16 protein-coding genes are annotated in these 15,266 nt (G+C 64.8%); 8 read left to right on the top strand and 8 right to left on the bottom strand.

What is annotated here, in order from left to right:
* The first annotated feature begins 228 nt into the window (after positions 1-228).
* Together flhA and ACE10Z_RS11560 are read left to right on the top strand one after the other, a co-directional pair.
* Positions 229-2,361: a flagellar biosynthesis protein FlhA gene (gene flhA, locus ACE10Z_RS11565; protein WP_375788028.1), complete on the top strand. Its 2,133-nt coding sequence runs from the start codon at positions 229-231 to the stop codon at positions 2,359-2,361.
* 406 nt (positions 2,362-2,767) lie between these two features.
* Complete coding sequence (locus ACE10Z_RS11560; RefSeq protein ID WP_375788027.1) at positions 2,768-2,968, top strand: hypothetical protein; 201 nt, start codon at positions 2,768-2,770, stop codon at positions 2,966-2,968.
* A 203-nt stretch (positions 2,969-3,171) separates the two neighbouring features.
* Here the strand turns inward: ACE10Z_RS11560 and ACE10Z_RS11555 are convergent, their stop codons facing one another.
* Positions 3,172-4,065 carry a LysR substrate-binding domain-containing protein gene (locus ACE10Z_RS11555; protein ID WP_375788026.1) on the bottom strand — a complete coding sequence of 298 codons (894 nt, stop codon included), beginning with the start codon at positions 4,063-4,065 and terminating at the stop codon, positions 3,172-3,174.
* Between the two features lie 125 nt (positions 4,066-4,190).
* On the opposite strand from ACE10Z_RS11555, the gene ACE10Z_RS11550 reads away from it, so the two are divergent.
* The gene (locus tag ACE10Z_RS11550) at positions 4,191-4,493 is read left to right on the top strand and encodes a DUF6506 family protein (RefSeq protein ID WP_375788025.1); all 303 of its coding nucleotides are present in this window, start codon (positions 4,191-4,193) and stop codon (positions 4,491-4,493) included.
* A gap of 69 nt (positions 4,494-4,562) precedes the next feature.
* On the opposite strand, the gene ACE10Z_RS11545 is transcribed toward ACE10Z_RS11550, so the two are convergent.
* Both ACE10Z_RS11545 and ACE10Z_RS11540 read right to left on the bottom strand, forming a co-directional pair.
* The gene (locus ACE10Z_RS11545) at positions 4,563-5,528 is read right to left on the bottom strand and encodes an anti-sigma factor domain-containing protein (protein ID WP_375788024.1); all 966 of its coding nucleotides are present in this window, start codon (positions 5,526-5,528) and stop codon (positions 4,563-4,565) included.
* A 3-nt stretch (positions 5,529-5,531) separates the two neighbouring features.
* Positions 5,532-6,077 (bottom strand): sigma-70 family RNA polymerase sigma factor, encoded by a 546-nt coding sequence (locus ACE10Z_RS11540; protein ID WP_097676823.1) that lies wholly within the window; start codon positions 6,075-6,077, stop codon positions 5,532-5,534.
* A 241-nt stretch (positions 6,078-6,318) separates the two neighbouring features.
* On the opposite strand from ACE10Z_RS11540, the gene ACE10Z_RS11535 reads away from it, so the two are divergent.
* On the top strand, positions 6,319-7,635 hold the full coding sequence (locus ACE10Z_RS11535) for an ISNCY family transposase (protein ID WP_375783413.1): 1,317 nt from the start codon (positions 6,319-6,321) through the stop codon (positions 7,633-7,635).
* A 200-nt stretch (positions 7,636-7,835) separates the two neighbouring features.
* On the opposite strand, the gene fliJ is transcribed toward ACE10Z_RS11535, so the two are convergent.
* Both fliJ and fliI read right to left on the bottom strand, forming a co-directional pair.
* On the bottom strand, positions 7,836-8,255 hold the full coding sequence (gene fliJ, locus ACE10Z_RS11530; protein WP_021081901.1) for a flagellar export protein FliJ: 420 nt from the start codon (positions 8,253-8,255) through the stop codon (positions 7,836-7,838).
* A gap of 108 nt (positions 8,256-8,363) precedes the next feature.
* Positions 8,364-9,689, bottom strand: coding sequence for a flagellar protein export ATPase FliI (fliI, locus tag ACE10Z_RS11525; RefSeq protein WP_375788023.1), 1,326 nt, complete (start codon positions 9,687-9,689; stop codon positions 8,364-8,366).
* 367 nt (positions 9,690-10,056) lie between these two features.
* Between fliI and ctrA the strand changes: the two genes are divergently transcribed.
* Positions 10,057-10,758 (top strand): response regulator transcription factor CtrA, encoded by a 702-nt coding sequence (gene ctrA, locus ACE10Z_RS11520; RefSeq protein WP_016848562.1) that lies wholly within the window; start codon positions 10,057-10,059, stop codon positions 10,756-10,758.
* Between the two features lie 65 nt (positions 10,759-10,823).
* On the opposite strand, the gene ACE10Z_RS11515 is transcribed toward ctrA, so the two are convergent.
* The 3 genes from ACE10Z_RS11515 to ACE10Z_RS11505 are packed head-to-tail and all read right to left on the bottom strand — an operon-like array spanning position 10,824 to position 13,898.
* A complete protein-coding gene (locus ACE10Z_RS11515) occupies positions 10,824-12,410 on the bottom strand; it encodes a protease pro-enzyme activation domain-containing protein (protein WP_375788022.1) in 1,587 nt (528 codons plus the stop codon).
* Positions 12,411-12,420: 10 nt separating this feature from the next.
* Positions 12,421-13,608, bottom strand: coding sequence for a hypothetical protein (locus tag ACE10Z_RS11510; protein WP_375788021.1), 1,188 nt, complete (start codon positions 13,606-13,608; stop codon positions 12,421-12,423).
* 32 nt (positions 13,609-13,640) lie between these two features.
* A complete protein-coding gene (locus ACE10Z_RS11505) occupies positions 13,641-13,898 on the bottom strand; it encodes a hypothetical protein (protein ID WP_375788020.1) in 258 nt (85 codons plus the stop codon).
* Between the two features lie 218 nt (positions 13,899-14,116).
* Between ACE10Z_RS11505 and ACE10Z_RS11500 the strand changes: the two genes are divergently transcribed.
* From ACE10Z_RS11500 to ACE10Z_RS11490, 3 genes are all read left to right on the top strand, one after another.
* Entirely contained in the window at positions 14,117-14,521 is a 405-nt protein-coding gene (locus ACE10Z_RS11500) for a DUF350 domain-containing protein (RefSeq protein ID WP_024583958.1), read from the top strand.
* A gap of 16 nt (positions 14,522-14,537) precedes the next feature.
* On the top strand, positions 14,538-14,945 hold the full coding sequence (locus ACE10Z_RS11495; protein WP_375788019.1) for a hypothetical protein: 408 nt from the start codon (positions 14,538-14,540) through the stop codon (positions 14,943-14,945).
* 96 nt (positions 14,946-15,041) lie between these two features.
* Positions 15,042-15,257 (top strand): hypothetical protein, encoded by a 216-nt coding sequence (locus ACE10Z_RS11490; RefSeq protein ID WP_375788018.1) that lies wholly within the window; start codon positions 15,042-15,044, stop codon positions 15,255-15,257.
* Positions 15,258-15,266 lie beyond the last annotated feature (9 nt).

The raw sequence follows: 15,266 nt of genomic DNA, 5'->3' as shown, positions 1-15,266 counted from the left end.
CGCCTGCGACGACCCGCGCCCCCCCCCGCAAAACGCACTTATTAACCCTTTGCTAACCATACACCCGGCAAGAATTGCCGAGTGAAGTCGAGTGTCGTCGAACGCGTATGACGGGTGGAGATCCCCGTGGACGCCAGCGCGGTGCCTCACTTTCGGAACGGCGGCCCTGCGGCCGTCGCGCAGACGCTTGGCGGCCGCAGCCGCCAGTCGCGGGGGAGAGCGGCTACCATGGTCGACGTCACGGCGGGTCAGGGCACGGCAGGCAAGAGCGGATTGCCTGGTCTCGGCGAGATCGGCGACATCCTCAAGCGCGGCGATCTCGCGCTGGCGCTCGGCGTTCTCACCATCCTGGTGGTGCTGATCCTGCCGCTGCCCTCGATCGTGCTCGACCTCTTTTTGGCGGTCTCGATCACGATCTCGATCCTGATCCTGATGACCTCGCTGTTCATCCAGGCGCCGCTGGAATTCTCGTCGTTTCCGACCATCCTGCTGATCTCGACCATGATGCGGCTGTCGCTGAACATGGCCTCGACCCGGCTGATCCTGAGCCACGGCCACGAGGGCACGGCCGCCGCTGGCCACGTCATCGAGGCGTTCGGCAACTTCGTGATGGGCGGCAACTTCGTGATCGGCATCATCGTGTTCGCGATCCTGGTGATCGTGAACTTCGTGGTCATCACCAAGGGTTCGGGCCGTATCGCCGAAGTCGCGGCGCGCTTCCAATTGGACTCGATGCCCGGCAAGCAGATGGCGATCGACGCCGACCTCTCCGCCGGTCTGATCGACGAGAAGGCCGCCAAGGAGCGTCGCAAGGCGCTGGAAGACGAGAGCGGCTTCTTCGGCGCAATGGACGGCGCCTCGAAGTTCGTCCGCGGCGACGCCATCGCCGGACTTTTGATCGTCGGCATCAACATCGTCGGCGGCATCATTATCGGCGTTGCCCAGCAGGGCCTCTCCTTCGGTGAAGCCGCCCGCACCTACACGGTGCTGACGGTCGGCGACGGTCTCGTCACCCAGGTGCCGGCGCTGATCGTCTCGACCGCAGCCGGCCTCCTGGTCTCCAAGGCCGGCATCACCGGCGCCGCCGACAAGGCGCTGATGCGCCAGCTCTCCGGCTATCCGCAGGCGCTCGGCATGTCGGCCGGCGTCATGCTGGTGCTGGCGCTGTTGCCGGGCATTCCGACGCTGCCGTTCCTGGCGCTGGGCTCCGGCGCCGCGGCGCTGGCCTGGAACGCGCGCAAGAAGAAGCGGGTCGCCAACGCCGCCGAGGCCGCCGCCGCTGCCGCCCCGGCTGCAGCCGCGGCCGCCGCCGCTGCGGCCGCGGAAGAGCCGATCGCCGCCGCGTTGAAGATCGACGACCTCAAGATCGAGCTCGGCTACGCACTGCTGCCGCTGGTCAACGGTCCCGACGGCACCGACCGCCTCACCGAGCAGATCAAGGCGCTGCGACGTTCGCTCGCGATCGAGATGGGCTTCGTGATGCCGGCGGTGCGTATCCTCGACAATGTGCAGCTCGAGGCCAACAGCTACGCCATCAAGATCAAGGAAGTCGACGCCGGCACCGGCAAGATCTGGCCGAGCCAGTTCATGGTCATGGATCCCGCCGGCAGCCAGGTGCAGCTGCCGGGCATCCACACCATCGAACCGACCTTCGGCCTGCCGGCGACCTGGGTCGATGCCGGTCTGAAGGAAGAGGCTGCGCTGAAGGGCTACACCGTGGTCGACGCTGCGACCGTGCTGTCGACGCACCTGACCGAGTTGCTCAAGACCAACATGGCGGACTTGCTGTCCTATGGCGAGGTGCAGAAGCTCTTGAAGGACCTGCCGAAGGAGCAGGGCGAGCTGATCAAGGACATCGTGCCGAGCCAGGTCACGGTGTCGGGCATCCAGCGCGTGCTGCAATTGCTGCTCGCCGAGCGGATTTCGATCCGCGACCTTTCCACCATCCTCGAGGGCATCGCCGACGCGCTGGCGTTCTCGCGCAATCCCGCCACCATGGTCGAGCATGTCCGTGCCCGGCTGGCGCGGCAGATCTGCGCCCAGAACACCTCGCCGAACGGCTATCTGCCGCTGATCGCGCTGTCGGCGCGCTGGGAACAGGCGTTTGCCGAGTCGATCGTCGGCACCGGCGACGACCGCAGCCTGGCGATGCAACCCTCCAAGCTGTCGGAATTCATGACCGCGGTGCGCAACGCCTTCGAGCAGGCGGCGCGCGAGGGCGAGGCGCCGGTGCTGGTGACCTCGGCCGCGATCCGGCCGTTCGTTCGCTCGCTGGTGGAACGGTTCCGCTCGCAGACCACCGTTTTGTCGCAGGCCGAGATCCATCCCCGGGCCCGGCTGAAGACCGTCGGCAGCGTGTAGGGCTTCTTGTTTGGACGCGTTTTCTTCACGCGAACCGGCGTCCATCCCGCATCAAGTGCGGGACAGGCTTCGGTTGAAAATGCTCTAGCCGGCGCAAATCACTTGCGTTTTCGCCTGTGCTTTCTCGCCACAGGCAACTGATTTATATGGAACAGTCCGGAACGGCCCTATCCGGGGTAATATGATCCGGTTTCTAGGCAAGCTACTGATATTACATTCAGTTAATGTGGATTTCGGGAGCCGGCGACGGTTTTGATCGCGCCCGATCACGTCTCATCACGCCCTTGTGATGACCCCTAGGGAACGGAATCGTCAAATCCTACGTTGGTGGGGCACGAGACGTTGAACCGGGCAGCAGACCAAACCGACAGATTTATTGAGAGCAGGAAGGCGGCAGGAGACTTCCATGAACCACTCGATCTACAGCGCTGATCGTACGACGCACCTGAAGATTGTGGTCGTGGCCTTGGTCGCCGGTATCCTGGTCGCTGGTTTCGGCATCACCGCGCACAATTCGTCGGACGAGGGTTACACGCAGACGGCACGTGTCATGAAGGCCGGCAAGCCGGTCGCGATCACGAGCTCGAGCAACTCGCTGGTCCGCTAACAGGAGAGTTTCACGAATTCACGTAGTGTTCTTTACAGCCCCCCAAAGTCGCTGCGTGGATATTTAAGACCCCCAACTACCCCCAAGTTGACTATCGAAAACGCCCGCTCCCCACGGGCGTTTTCTTTTTTTGTGCGGACCTCCGACGCGCTTCCGGCCAGAACGAATTGAAATCGCCGTCCAGTCAGGCAGTTCGCGTCTCGCTATGGGGCCGAGCCAGCAGGCGTAACGGAGAGCCCGAAGAATTTCTCAGCCGCAGGTGCGCATGCGTCGGCGCATGTCAGATGGATCGGCATCGTCATGTCGAAGCCGGGCGGCAGATCGGCGAATGACACGGTTCGCGGCTTGATCCGCTCGAGACTGGTTTGCACAATGGCCAGACCAAGACCGGCGCCGACCATTTCCAGTACGGCCAAGGGATCAGCGGCTTCATAGCGGATATCCGGTTCGAAGCCCGCAGACCGACATACCTTGACGAGTTCGCCCCGTCCGCCGCCGGCGCTCGATCCCGGCAACGCGATGAACTTTGCCTTGCTCAGCGCACGTGCCGAAGGCGCTGCAGCGAACTTGCTTGCCCTGGGGACGGCGAGCTTGAATGCTTCCCCGTAGATCAGCTTCGATCGCAGCGGCTCGTCCTGGCCCGGGGGTGCGTGCGCGAATCCAATATCGATCTCGCCGGCAACAAGCTGCCGGTGCTGATCGTGCGATCGCAAGTTCTTCAGCTCGATCTCGACGTCCGGCGCACCTTGACAATATGTCCTCAACCACCGCGCCAGGACGCCGGCATGCAGCGCACCGGTGACGTAGCCGATCACGAGCGAGCCAGCCGACCCCGTCGCGATTGCACGTGCGCGACCTTCGACCCGTGCGCCATGCGACAGCAACGCCTTCGCTTCAACCAGAAGATCGCGTCCCGCAGTGGTCAGCCTGAGCCGCTTCTTGGTGCGCTGGAACAGCATGACGCCAAGATCAGCTTCGAGACTCTGAATCTGCCTGCTGAGCGGCGACTGCGTCAGATGCAGCAATTTTGCCGCCCGTCCGACGTTCTCCAGCTCCGCGACAGCGACAAAGTACCTGAGCCTTTGAAGATCAAGCATCAGTCCGATTCAGTCTCAACCAGGTCCCAATTCGCATTGGACAGGACTATAGCCGGTCGGCCATCTGGGAGTCGATGAGGCACGCTGCCCGATCAGCGGAGCTCTGACCCATAGGAGACGTTCTGGTGGCTCTCACAAAATTTGGCTTCGTTGTTACCGGCGGCGGGCTCGACCCAACCCAACACCGTACGGTGATGAAATCAGATCATTTCGAGATGATCGCAATCGGCGTCAGCGAGCCGTCGCAAGGACTCGCGGTCGCCGAGGAACTGGTTGGGGAAGGCGTTCAGTTGCTTGAACTGTGCGGCGGCTTCGGTCCGGTTTGGACGGCGCAGGTGATCGAGGCGATCGGCGGCAAGATACCGGTGGGCTCGGTCGGATATGGCCCGGAGGCGATTACGCTCATGCATGAGCTGTTCCGCGATTGATCCGCGAGGTCGCAATCGATGGGACGCAGCTCGCGGCCTCAAGCACTTTTCGGATGGCCTCGCTTGGGACTACCGCGGCGTGCCCGAGCCGCCCGGCACGGTCTCGATCAGCTTGCCGGTGAAGATCGGCGCCGAGGTCGGCTGGCCATTCGGCGAACCGCCGGCCTGCTCGACGGTCACCGCGTAGGTGGCGCCGTTGATCACGTCGGGATCGTAACCCGACAGCACCGGACGCGCGGTGAAATCATCGGCGCCGATCACGCCGAGCGAGCGCGGCTGCGGCAGCTTGTCGGAGATCAGCCAGAGCTCAAAGCTCTTGCCGGGCTCCGACGGAGCGCCGACCTTTCGCACGGTGAAATTCTTGGTCGCGCCGTCGATCGTCATGATGAAGGCCGGCCCGCCATTCTGTCCCTGCAACAGCGCGACATACTGCGCCGACGGCGCGAGCACCGGCGCCGGCGTCTTCACTTCCACGGTCTGGATGCGCGGCTTCGGACGGATCGCATTCGGCAAGGCGTCCGGCCGGTAAATCTGCAAGCCGAGCGTGACCAACAGCGCGGCCGCGATCGCGGTCGCGGCCGATGCGATGCCGCGCCAGCGTTTCACGCGGCTCGCAAGCGCGGTCACGTTGCGTTCGTCGAAGATGACCCGTGGCTGTCGGGTCTCGGGCAGCCTCCGGATCTCGGGTGCCTGCGAAGGCTCCGGATCGAACGCCGAACCGAATTCGGGATCGTCGGTTATTGGCGAAGGTGGCGGCGTCACCGTCGCGGCCGGCGTCTCGGGCAGCACCAGCGGCGCCTGCGGCGCGCCGGCATGGCCGATCGCCGCCTTGATGTTTTCCCAGACCACCGGGCGCGGCTCGACCAGGCCGACCATCTGGTTCAGCGGCCCGAGCCTGAACTCCCAGGCGTGCACGAGCGCTGCGAACTCGGTGTCGACGGCCATCATGGTCTCGACCTGCACGCGCTCGTCGGCATCGAGCGTACCGAGCGCATATTCCGCGGCGAGCGCGATATGGTCTTCGCTATAGGCCATCAATCAGAGTCCAAGACACTCCCGGATATCCATCAGGCTGCGGCGCAGCCAGGTCTTCACCGTGTTCACCGGTGTCTCGAACTTTGCGGCGAGCTGCTCGCGGCTCCAGCCGTTGTAATAGGCGAGCAGCACGAGCTTCTGACGATCGGGCTCCAGACGACCGACGCACTCCAGCAACCGCTTCAACTCTTCCGTCATTTCCCGTCGCGCCAGCGGATCGGGCGAGTCGGCGGCGACTTCCATCGCCGCAGGCTCATCTTCCAGCGAGGACTCGCCTCGCTTGCGCACCACATCGATGGCGCGGTTGCGCGCGATCGACGCCATCCACGTGATCGGGGACGACAGGGCCGGGTTGAACTGCCCTGCGCTGTTCCAGATCTTGACGTAAGCCTCCTGAATGACCTCCTCGGCGAGGTCCTGACGCCGCAAGATACGGAGTACGACGCCAAAGAGTTTCGAGCGGGTTGCGGCGTACAGCCGCTCAAAGGCGGCCTGATCCCCCTTCGCGACGGCGGCGATCAGCCAGACGAGCTCAGCCGGCGTCAGCATTCAGCGCCCTCCAAGCCTGCATCCCACGTCGCCCCCATTGCCACCGCGCCGCCGATCATCATCTGGTCTGGACCGGTGGTAGCATATTTTGGGACAGCACCATCCGCCAAGTGGCCGACAAGAGGTGTCAGTAGCTCGTGATCTGTCGCCTGTTTGTAGCTCGTGAAGTGTCGTGTTTTCGGTGCCCCGGAACAAAGGGGGCACGATGGGCACGGCATCCATTCACGAGGGTGTACGACGGATGCGGTTTTCAAGTTTGTTGGAGCGGACGGAGGCCAAGGAGCTGACGCAGGAGGCGGCGTCAGAGGTTCTGGGGATCAGCGTGCGGACCTTTCAACGTTGGGCAGAACGCTTTGAGGCGGAGGGCGATGACGGGCTTGTCGACCGGCGGATGGGTCAGCGCTCGCCGAGGCGGGCGCCGGAGGAAGAACTGGAGCGGATGCTGGGGCTGTTCCGGGACAAGTACGCGGACTTCACGGTGAAGCATTTCCACGAGCAGCTGCAAAAGCGGCATGACTATATGCTGGGCTATACGGTGACCAAGCTGGCCTTGCACGCGGCGGGGTTGGTGCGGAAGGCGCCGAAGCGTTCGGCGCACCGCAAGAAGCGCCCACGCCGGCCGCTTCGGGGCATGCTGCTGCACCAGGACGGATCGCGCCACGTCTGGATCGAAGGTCTGCCCGCGAAGGACCTGATCGTCACGATGGACGATGCGACCAGCGAGATCTACTCGATGGTGCTGGTCGAGGAAGAAGGAACGGCCTCGACCTTCCAGGCCTTGCGCGAAGTGATTGGCGAGCACGGCCTGTTCTGCGCGCTCTACACCGACCGCGGCAGCCATTATTTCCTGACCCCAAAAGCTGGCGAGAAGGTCTCCAAGACGCAACAAACCCAGGTGGGACGGGCTTTGTCGCATCTTGGGATCGAGCATATCGCAGCCTATTCGCCGCAGGCGCGCGGGCGCTCCGAGCGGGTGTTCGGCACGTTGCAGGATCGGCTGCCGAAGGAGCTGCGGCTTGCCGGGATCACGACGCTCGAAGCCGCCAACACGTGGCTGAAGACGCATTACATCGCCGGGCACAACGCCGCGTTTGCGATCAAGCCCGAACAGGACGGCACGGCATTCGTGGCCGACCGCCATGAGGCCTGGCGCGAGGCGCTGTGCGTGATCGAGGAGCGAACCGTCGCCAACGATAATACCGTTGCATGGAACGGTCGGCGGCTGCAGCTGCCGCAGAGCCGGCTCAGGCCTCACTTCGTCAAGGCTGTGGTGCGCCTACATGAGTATCCCGATGGCACCGTCAGCGTGTTCCTCGGACCGCATCGGTTGGCGATGTTCAGCGCCAACGGACACCAGATCAGCCCCGACGCGCCTCAGCCTGGCAGCGTGCTCGGAGCCGTCAAGGACAAGCCCTTGCGGGCGCGCAAGCGCGCGTCCTTGACCGCTCCTGCGCGCGCCGCCGTCGAGACAGCGCGGGTCGGGGCGGAGAAACGGGCTTCAAGTCGAACAAAGAAACCGACCCGGAGGGCTAAAACCGCCGCAACAGCCATGGCATGATCAATCAGGGAAAGCCGTCCCCGCCTTCCGGCTCCCCTGCAAATCTGAAACGAAGGCGACAGATCACGAGCTACAAAAACACGACATCTTCACCCGCTACGGACAGTGGCCGACAAGAGGCCGGCTTGTGGACAGCACCCAGCAAAAAGCCCGGGCGATCGGCCCGGGCTCTCAAGATGGTCAGCGGAGGGAGCGAGATATCAGGCGATGACGCCGAGACGGGCCCGCATCAGGCCGATCGAATCCATGTCGGCTTGCTCGCGGGCGCTCTCCTCCGCGCGTTCGCGCGCCTGGTCGCGCTCGTCGAGCAACTCGACCTTCTTCAGCTCCTCGAAGGCTTCCGACAGCAGCGCCTTGGCGTCGTCGAGCTGGGCACGCAGCTCGTCGGCCGAACGGGTCAGGTTCTCGCGGCGCTGGATCGCGGCCTTGGCGTAGGTCGGATAGGCGAAGTGCGAGGGATCATTGATCCCGGCGCGCTCCTGCTCGGTCTGGATCTCGCGCTCGAGCTCGACGGACATGCGCTGGAAGTCGGCGATCATGCCTTCGATCTGGGTAACCCGACGGCGCTTTTCATCGACCTGAAACTTCTTCAGGCGGATCAGCGTTTCACGTGACTTCATCGACTCATACTCCCCAGAAGTCCCAATTATGAACGCGGGACAGAACCGGCTCCCCCCTGGGCCCCACCGGCATAGCTATGGTGTGCCGGGGATGATGGCCTGACAAAGTTAGCGTTCCGTTTCCAAACCCGACAGGATTTGAGCGAGTTGCCGGTAGCCGTCGCCCAGGCTGGTCGCCTCGTCCTTGGCCTGGCGCAGGAAGCTTTCCAAGGGTTCGTGCAGCCGGATCGCCTCGTCGACCTCGGGGCTGGAACCCGGCCGGTAGGCGCCGAGCCGGATCAGTTCCTCCATGTCGGCATAGGTCGCCATCACCTGCCGCGCCTTGTTGATGAAGGGCAGGAAGTCGGGGTCGGCGGACCGCGGCATGGTGCGCGAGACCGACTTGAGGATGTTGACCGCGGGATAGCGGCCGCGCTCGGCGATCGCCCGCTGCATCACGATATGGCCGTCGAGGATGCCGCGCACCGCGTCCGCGATCGGCTCATTGTGATCGTCGCCGTCGACCAGCACGGTGAAGATCGCGGTGATGGTGCCGACGCCGGTGCCCGGCCCTGCCCGCTCCAACAGCTTCGGCAATTCGGTGAACACGGTCGGCGTGTAGCCCTTGGCGGTCGGCGGCTCGCCCGCCGAAAGGCCGATCTCGCGCTGCGCCATCGCAAAGCGCGTCACCGAGTCCATCAGGCACAGCACGTCCCGGTCCTCGTCGCGGAAATACTCCGCGATGGCGAGGGTCAGATACGCCGCCTGGCGCCGCATCAGCGCCGGCTCGTCCGATGTGGCGACCACCACGACCGAGCGCGCCAGCCCCTCCTCGCCGAGATCCTCCTGGAGGAATTCCTGCACCTCGCGGCCGCGTTCGCCGATCAGCCCGATCACCGAGATCGCGGCATCGACATTGCGCGCCAGCATCGACAGCAGCACCGACTTGCCGACGCCGGAGCCCGCGAAGATGCCCAGCCGCTGGCCGCGGCAGCAGGTCAGGAAAGTATTAAGACCGCGCACGCCGAGGTCGAGCGGCGGACCGACCCGCCTGCGCGAATGTGCCGGCGGCGGCGAGTTGCGGTAGGACATCGGCGAGGCGCCCTGTTGCAGCGGACCCTTGCCGTCGATCGGTTCGCCCATCGCATTGACGACGCGGCCGAGCCAGGCCGGCGACGGCCGCACCTGGCTCGCCGCGTTGGCGATCACGGCGCGGCAACCGCGCCTGACGCCATCGAGCCCGCCGAACGGCATCACCACCGCGTTCTCGCCGGAGAAGCCGATCACCTCGGCCGGGATGAAGCGGCCGGCGCCGACGTCGATCACGATGCGGGCGCCGACCGACATCGCGTGAATCGGGCCGGCGATCTCGACCATGAGCCCGCGGACGCCGACCACACGGCCATAAATATTGACGCCGTCGATGTCCCCGATCTGCTCCGCGAGCGCCTTCATTGCGAAAACCTTAAGTTTCCGCAATTTTGCGCCGGCCGCTTAACTTCGTGTTTACCCGCATCATTAATCATTGCGTCACTGTCTTTGGTGACTGAGGTCGCTCGCCCATCAGAAGAAGGGCGAGTCGCGAGAGTCGGTTAGGCCCGGCTCTTAATGTGGAAACTGAACGAGCGCGGTTAGGAAAAGCTTCTTCTACGCAATATCTTAGGGCGATTCGACAAAAATTGCACGGTTAGAGCTTGCGTCGAGGAATCAGTTTTTGTTAACCATATCTCGTCAGGATCCGAATCAGTTGTTCAAAGGCGTTTTGTGAGTGCCGCAAGTGCGGCCGACCTGACGCCCGGAGCGGCGACTATAGGGGACTGGCATGCGCGTTTTGCTGATTGAAGATGATAGCGCCGTCGCGCAGTCGATCGAATTGATGCTCAAATCCGAGAGTTTCAACGTCTACACGACGGATCTCGGTGAAGAAGGCGTCGATCTCGGCAAGCTTTACGACTACGACATCATCCTGCTCGACCTCAACCTGCCCGACATGTCCGGCTACGACGTGCTCAAGCAGCTCCGGGTTTCGAAGATCAAAACCCCCATTCTGATCCTCTCCGGCCTCGCCGGCATCGAGGACAAGGTCAAGGGTCTCGGCGTCGGCGCCGACGACTACATGACCAAACCCTTCCACAAGGACGAGCTGGTCGCCCGCATCCACGCGATCGTGCGCCGCTCCAAGGGTCACGCCCAGTCGGTCATCCAGACCGGCGATCTCGTGGTCAATCTGGACACCAAGACGGTCGAGGTCGGCGGTCAGCGCGTGCACCTCACCGGCAAGGAATACCAGATGCTGGAGCTGCTCTCGCTCCGCAAGGGCACCACGCTCACCAAGGAAATGTTCCTCAACCATCTCTACGGCGGCATGGATGAGCCGGAGCTGAAGATCATCGACGTCTTCATCTGCAAGCTCCGCAAGAAGCTCGCCAACGCCTCCGAGGGCCGCAACTTCATCGAGACCGTGTGGGGCCGCGGCTATGTGCTGCGCGAGCCGCACGAGGCCGACGAGCGCATTCCCGCCTGACGCTTCGCCTTCTTGAGCAAACCTCCTGAACCCCGCCGCGAATGGCGGGGTTTTTGTTTGGGAAGTTACGCCACCGGGATCGCGGTCAGGGCGGCGAGCAGATCCGCGCCTTTCGGAACGCCGAGCCCGGTGCAGGCGCTCCAGCCGGGGCCGGCATCGTAGCCCTTGCCGCCGACGCGGTTGTTGCCCTGCACGACCGCACGGAATGCGCCGGGATTGGAATAAAGCGCGGCGTTGAGAAAGCCGATCTGCTCGCCGCGCGCGGCGACGGCTATTGCGACCAGGGCAGCCCATAGCGGCGTCGCGGCGCTGGTCCCGCTCATCGCCATCGCCTGTCCGTTGACGATGATCCGATAGCCCGGGCTTGCCGCGGCCGCGCAGGCGACGTCCGGAACGCCGCGCCTGATAGCACCGTCGTTCTGCGATTTCGGCAGCGTCAAATGCGACTGATAGTCGGGGACGGGAAACGCGTCGCTGATGCCGCCGCCGGTGCCGACCGCACCGGCATTCCAGACCGCCTCCGCTGCAGCCGACCCATTGCCCGCGGCAAGCACGGGCTGCGTGCCCCCGCAACTCGTCGCATAGGGGCTCGAGGCGGGAAACCAGACATGGAGCTTGCCGTCGGTCAGGCCGCTCGTCGCGAGCTGATCGCCAGAGGCGAACAGCACGCTGACGCGCAGCCGGGCGGCATCGGCCAGCACCGCCTGCATCGCGTCTCGCCCCGGCTCGGTCCAGTATTTCTCGGCACTGCCCCAGCTGACGGAGACCACCTGAGGCGCATGCACTTCATCGAACACCGCCTGATGGATCGCGTCCGTCAGACCGGCGGCGGAGTTCTCGGCAAAGTAGACCACGATCTTGCCCTGCGGCAGCAGGCCGGCGAGCACCTGGAGGTCGAGCGCGATCTCCTGGTCGGCGACATCGTTGCTGCCGAAGCTGCCATCATTGCCGGTCGGCGGCACATTCACGACCACCGGCGGCGGCCGGTTCATGCCGGCCACCGCCCTGGCGAGATCGCTCGCGAGATAGCCACCGCCGAGAGCGATGATGCCGACACAGATCGACGACACGTCGCGATCCAGCGGAATGCCGTAGAGGGCCGCGATGTCGGTCGGCCACAGCCCGCTGCCGCTGCCAGTGTCCGCCTGGGCCTGCACAAGCGGCGTCCTGGTCCGCAGCGGCCGCTGATCGAAGCCGAGAATGGCGCGGGTCCATGGCGCGATCTCGGCCGGCACCGTCAGGCCGCCGACGCGGGCGCGAAACGTGCGCTCGCCGTCGCGGTAGGTGCGAAGCGTCGCGCCGAAGATCTCGGCCATCTGCCGCGCGGTGCCTTCCAGCTCGACCGTGCGCGCGACGGGATCGCTGCGGCCGACGGTCAAGCCCCGCTCTGCCGCCAGCCGCACCACACGGGCGATGGCGCGCGCATGGCTGCGGTGGCGCTGGGTCGCGAGCTGGTGCCGCGTGATCGGCCCAGCGAGCCGGGCCAGATCACCGGCGCTGCCCGGCGGAAACTGGTCGGGGGTGCGCCGCTTCACATAGACCACGATGGGGATCCGCTCGTCGGGATCGACATCGCCAACCAGCGTCGCATCGACCGGCGCGGCGCGGTTGCTGCCGGCAAGCGGAACCCTGCGCTCGCGGCTGCCTGCCATCAGTGCGGTCTCACTTTCCGGCACATGGGCTCGGCTGCGCCGGATTCTGCGTATCGTCGTAGGCGCAGAACGGGATCGACCACACGAAGTCGGCCGCGGTCGCGATGCGCGTGAGAGCCGGCTTGCCTTCGAAGATCGGCGGCTGGCCCGAGAATTTCCAGTACCATTCGGGCAGCAGCGGCCCGAGCGGAGCAACCGGGCCATTCGGACCGAACGACAGGAATCCCGCCTGCGACGCCGGCGTGCCGTCCGCCTTGAAGGCCGCGCGGCCGTGGCAGGTGATGCAGGACGACGTCGCGACGAAGCCGTCCTCGGTGACGGAATTGCCGACCCTGATGTCGAGCCCGACATTGTCCACGAAATCCACCTGCGACCCCTTCAGGCAGTAGTTGTTGTAGACCGGATCGATATCCGCGCTCGACAGCAACGCCGTCAGCGCGGCCGTCTTCACGCAATCCGGATAGCCCTGGCCGGCGGTCCGGTTCGACGGCACGAACGCGGTCTGCGCGCCGAAATTGTCACGACAGCCGATGATGTCGCAGCGGTTCGGATTGAAGCGGTGCTCGAATGTCGCCCAGGTCCAGTTCGGCACCTGCTTGCTGATCACATGCATCGAGACCAGGGCGTATTGCACGCCGGCGGCGCTGTTGACGTGATAGAGCTGCGGCACCTGCGCCACCGTCACCTTGTTGTTGGTGAATTGCGGAATGTCGCTGACCGGCAGCCAATTTCCCTTCACCTCGATGGAATCGACCGGAAACGACAGCGCCTTGCCGAATGCGGCCTTCACGCCCGACAGCTTGTAGAGGTTGTTCTGGACGATGAAGTCGAACGTCGGCTTGTTGTGACGCGTCTCCTCCATCTGCCCCTGCGCGGCGCCCGGCGGCAGCGCCGGCAGCAACCCGCCGCTCTGCTGCACGCCTTCGCGCGCCACCTGCGGCAGGATCGGCGGACGCAGCGACGGCGGCGTCGGAGCCGCCGGGAACTGCGGATTGGGCTGGAACAGATCGGTATCGCTTGCCCAGGTCTCGAACGTCGAATTGCTGCCGCCGGCGCGGCCGTTGGCCTGGATGAAGAGCTGCCAGGCGACCTGATCGGGCGCGGTCATCGCGGGATTCGGCGAGGATTGCGCCGCGGCCGGAAGGGCGGGAAGCACAAGCAGACCACAGACGAGCAGCGTATCGATCGACCTTCTCATCTTGCTCTCCACATTGGATTCAAGGTTGGGGTTCAAGGTTGGAATCCGTCCCCTATCCAGCTCGCATAGACATCGAGCGCGTCCTGCGACCATCGGTGACCGGGCGGCATGAAGCCGGACGACAGCGCAGCGAAGACGCGGCGTGCGTTGGCGTGATCGGCAAAGTCATCATTGCCGGCCGGATCGCAGATCCACCCGGCGTCGCCGAGCCGAACGCCCTTAGCCGTCATGCAGGCGATGTCGCCCGGTCGAAACATCGGCAGGATGTCGTTGCCAAAACTGGTCGTCATCGGGATCACCGAGCCCATTTCTCGACATGCACTTCTGGTTGCATATCGTATAGACGACCATCGCGAGGGCCGCTGTGAAGCGGCTCACATCCTCGCGCAGCAATTTTCCGGCGGCCGTCCGCGGCCACCGGAGCCCACAGGCCAGATCGAACCGAAGCTTCGCGAACCGCGACCAATCAGCTATAGGATGACCATCTAGGGCTGTTCGGGCGCATCACATGATCCTGCAATCCCTCGCCGGCCTGCCGGCGTTCCTGGTCTATTTCTGCACGGCGCTGATCGCCGTGGTCGCCTACCTCTTCGTCTACACCCGCGTCACCCCGCATGACGAATTCCAGCTGATCCGCGACAACGATCCGGCGGCAGCGATTGCCCTCGGTCTCAGCCTGCTCGGCTTCGTGCTGCCGGTGGTCAGCGCCATCGCCCATTCCGCCAATGTGGTGGACTGCCTGATCTGGAGCATCATCGCGCTGATCGTGCAGATCATCGTCTATTACATCGTGAAGATCCCGGTGCCGAACCTGTCGGCGCGGATCGCCTCCGGCGAAATGGCGGCGGCGATCTGGCTCGGACTGTCCTCGCTGGCCGCAGGCGCGCTGAACGCGGCCTGCATGATCTACTGAGCCACTGAACCAAACCATGGCGCGCAAACCAAATCCGGAATTCGGCAAACGGCGGCCAAGCGTGCCGGCGGTGGCGACGCGGCCGGAGCCGCCTTCCAAGCGCTCCAATCATGTCGCGCTGCTGATGATGGGCACGCTCGCGGTCGGCGGCGGCGCCTACGCGCTGATGCCGCGGCAGAATTGCCAGCCCATCCAGCCGCCACCGGGCGTGACCACGCCGGCCGGCCTGCAACCCGGCGCCGACTGCGCGCCGCGCAGTTCGTCGTCCGGGTCGGGCGGCGGCGGCTCATCGCACAGCAGCTTCTACAGCGGCAGCTCCTCATCAGGCGGCTCTTCATCCTCGTCGAGTTCATCGTCAAGCTCGTCGGTCAGCCGCGGCGGCTTCGGCTCGTTCGCGCATGCGTTCGGCTTCGGCGGTGGCTGACAAGCACTTTGCCGTGTCGTCATGCGCTTTCGCTTGCCCGGCGATCGGAGCTGACGGACACTCGGCGCGGCTCCGCAGAAGGCAAGGATCGCGTCCATGAAACGCTCGCGACGGGTCTGGCTGAAACTGATGGGAAGCGTCGCGATCGGCGCAGCCTCGATGGGCCTGACGCCAGGCCATGCCCGCAGTCATCACCACGCGGGGCACAAGGCCAAGCGGAAGCCCGAGCAGATATCACCTTCCGGCGGCTTCGGCGGCGCGCCACGCACCATCGCCCGCTACGACAACGGTCCCCCACATGGCGGCGGCTGACAGCGAGCT

The organism is Bradyrhizobium sp. Pha-3 (assembly GCF_042258615.1).
Taxonomy (GTDB): Bacteria; Pseudomonadota; Alphaproteobacteria; order Rhizobiales; family Xanthobacteraceae; genus Bradyrhizobium.
The sequence above is the reverse complement of the archived record's forward strand: the minus strand, read 5'-3'. Positions and strand labels throughout refer to the sequence as shown.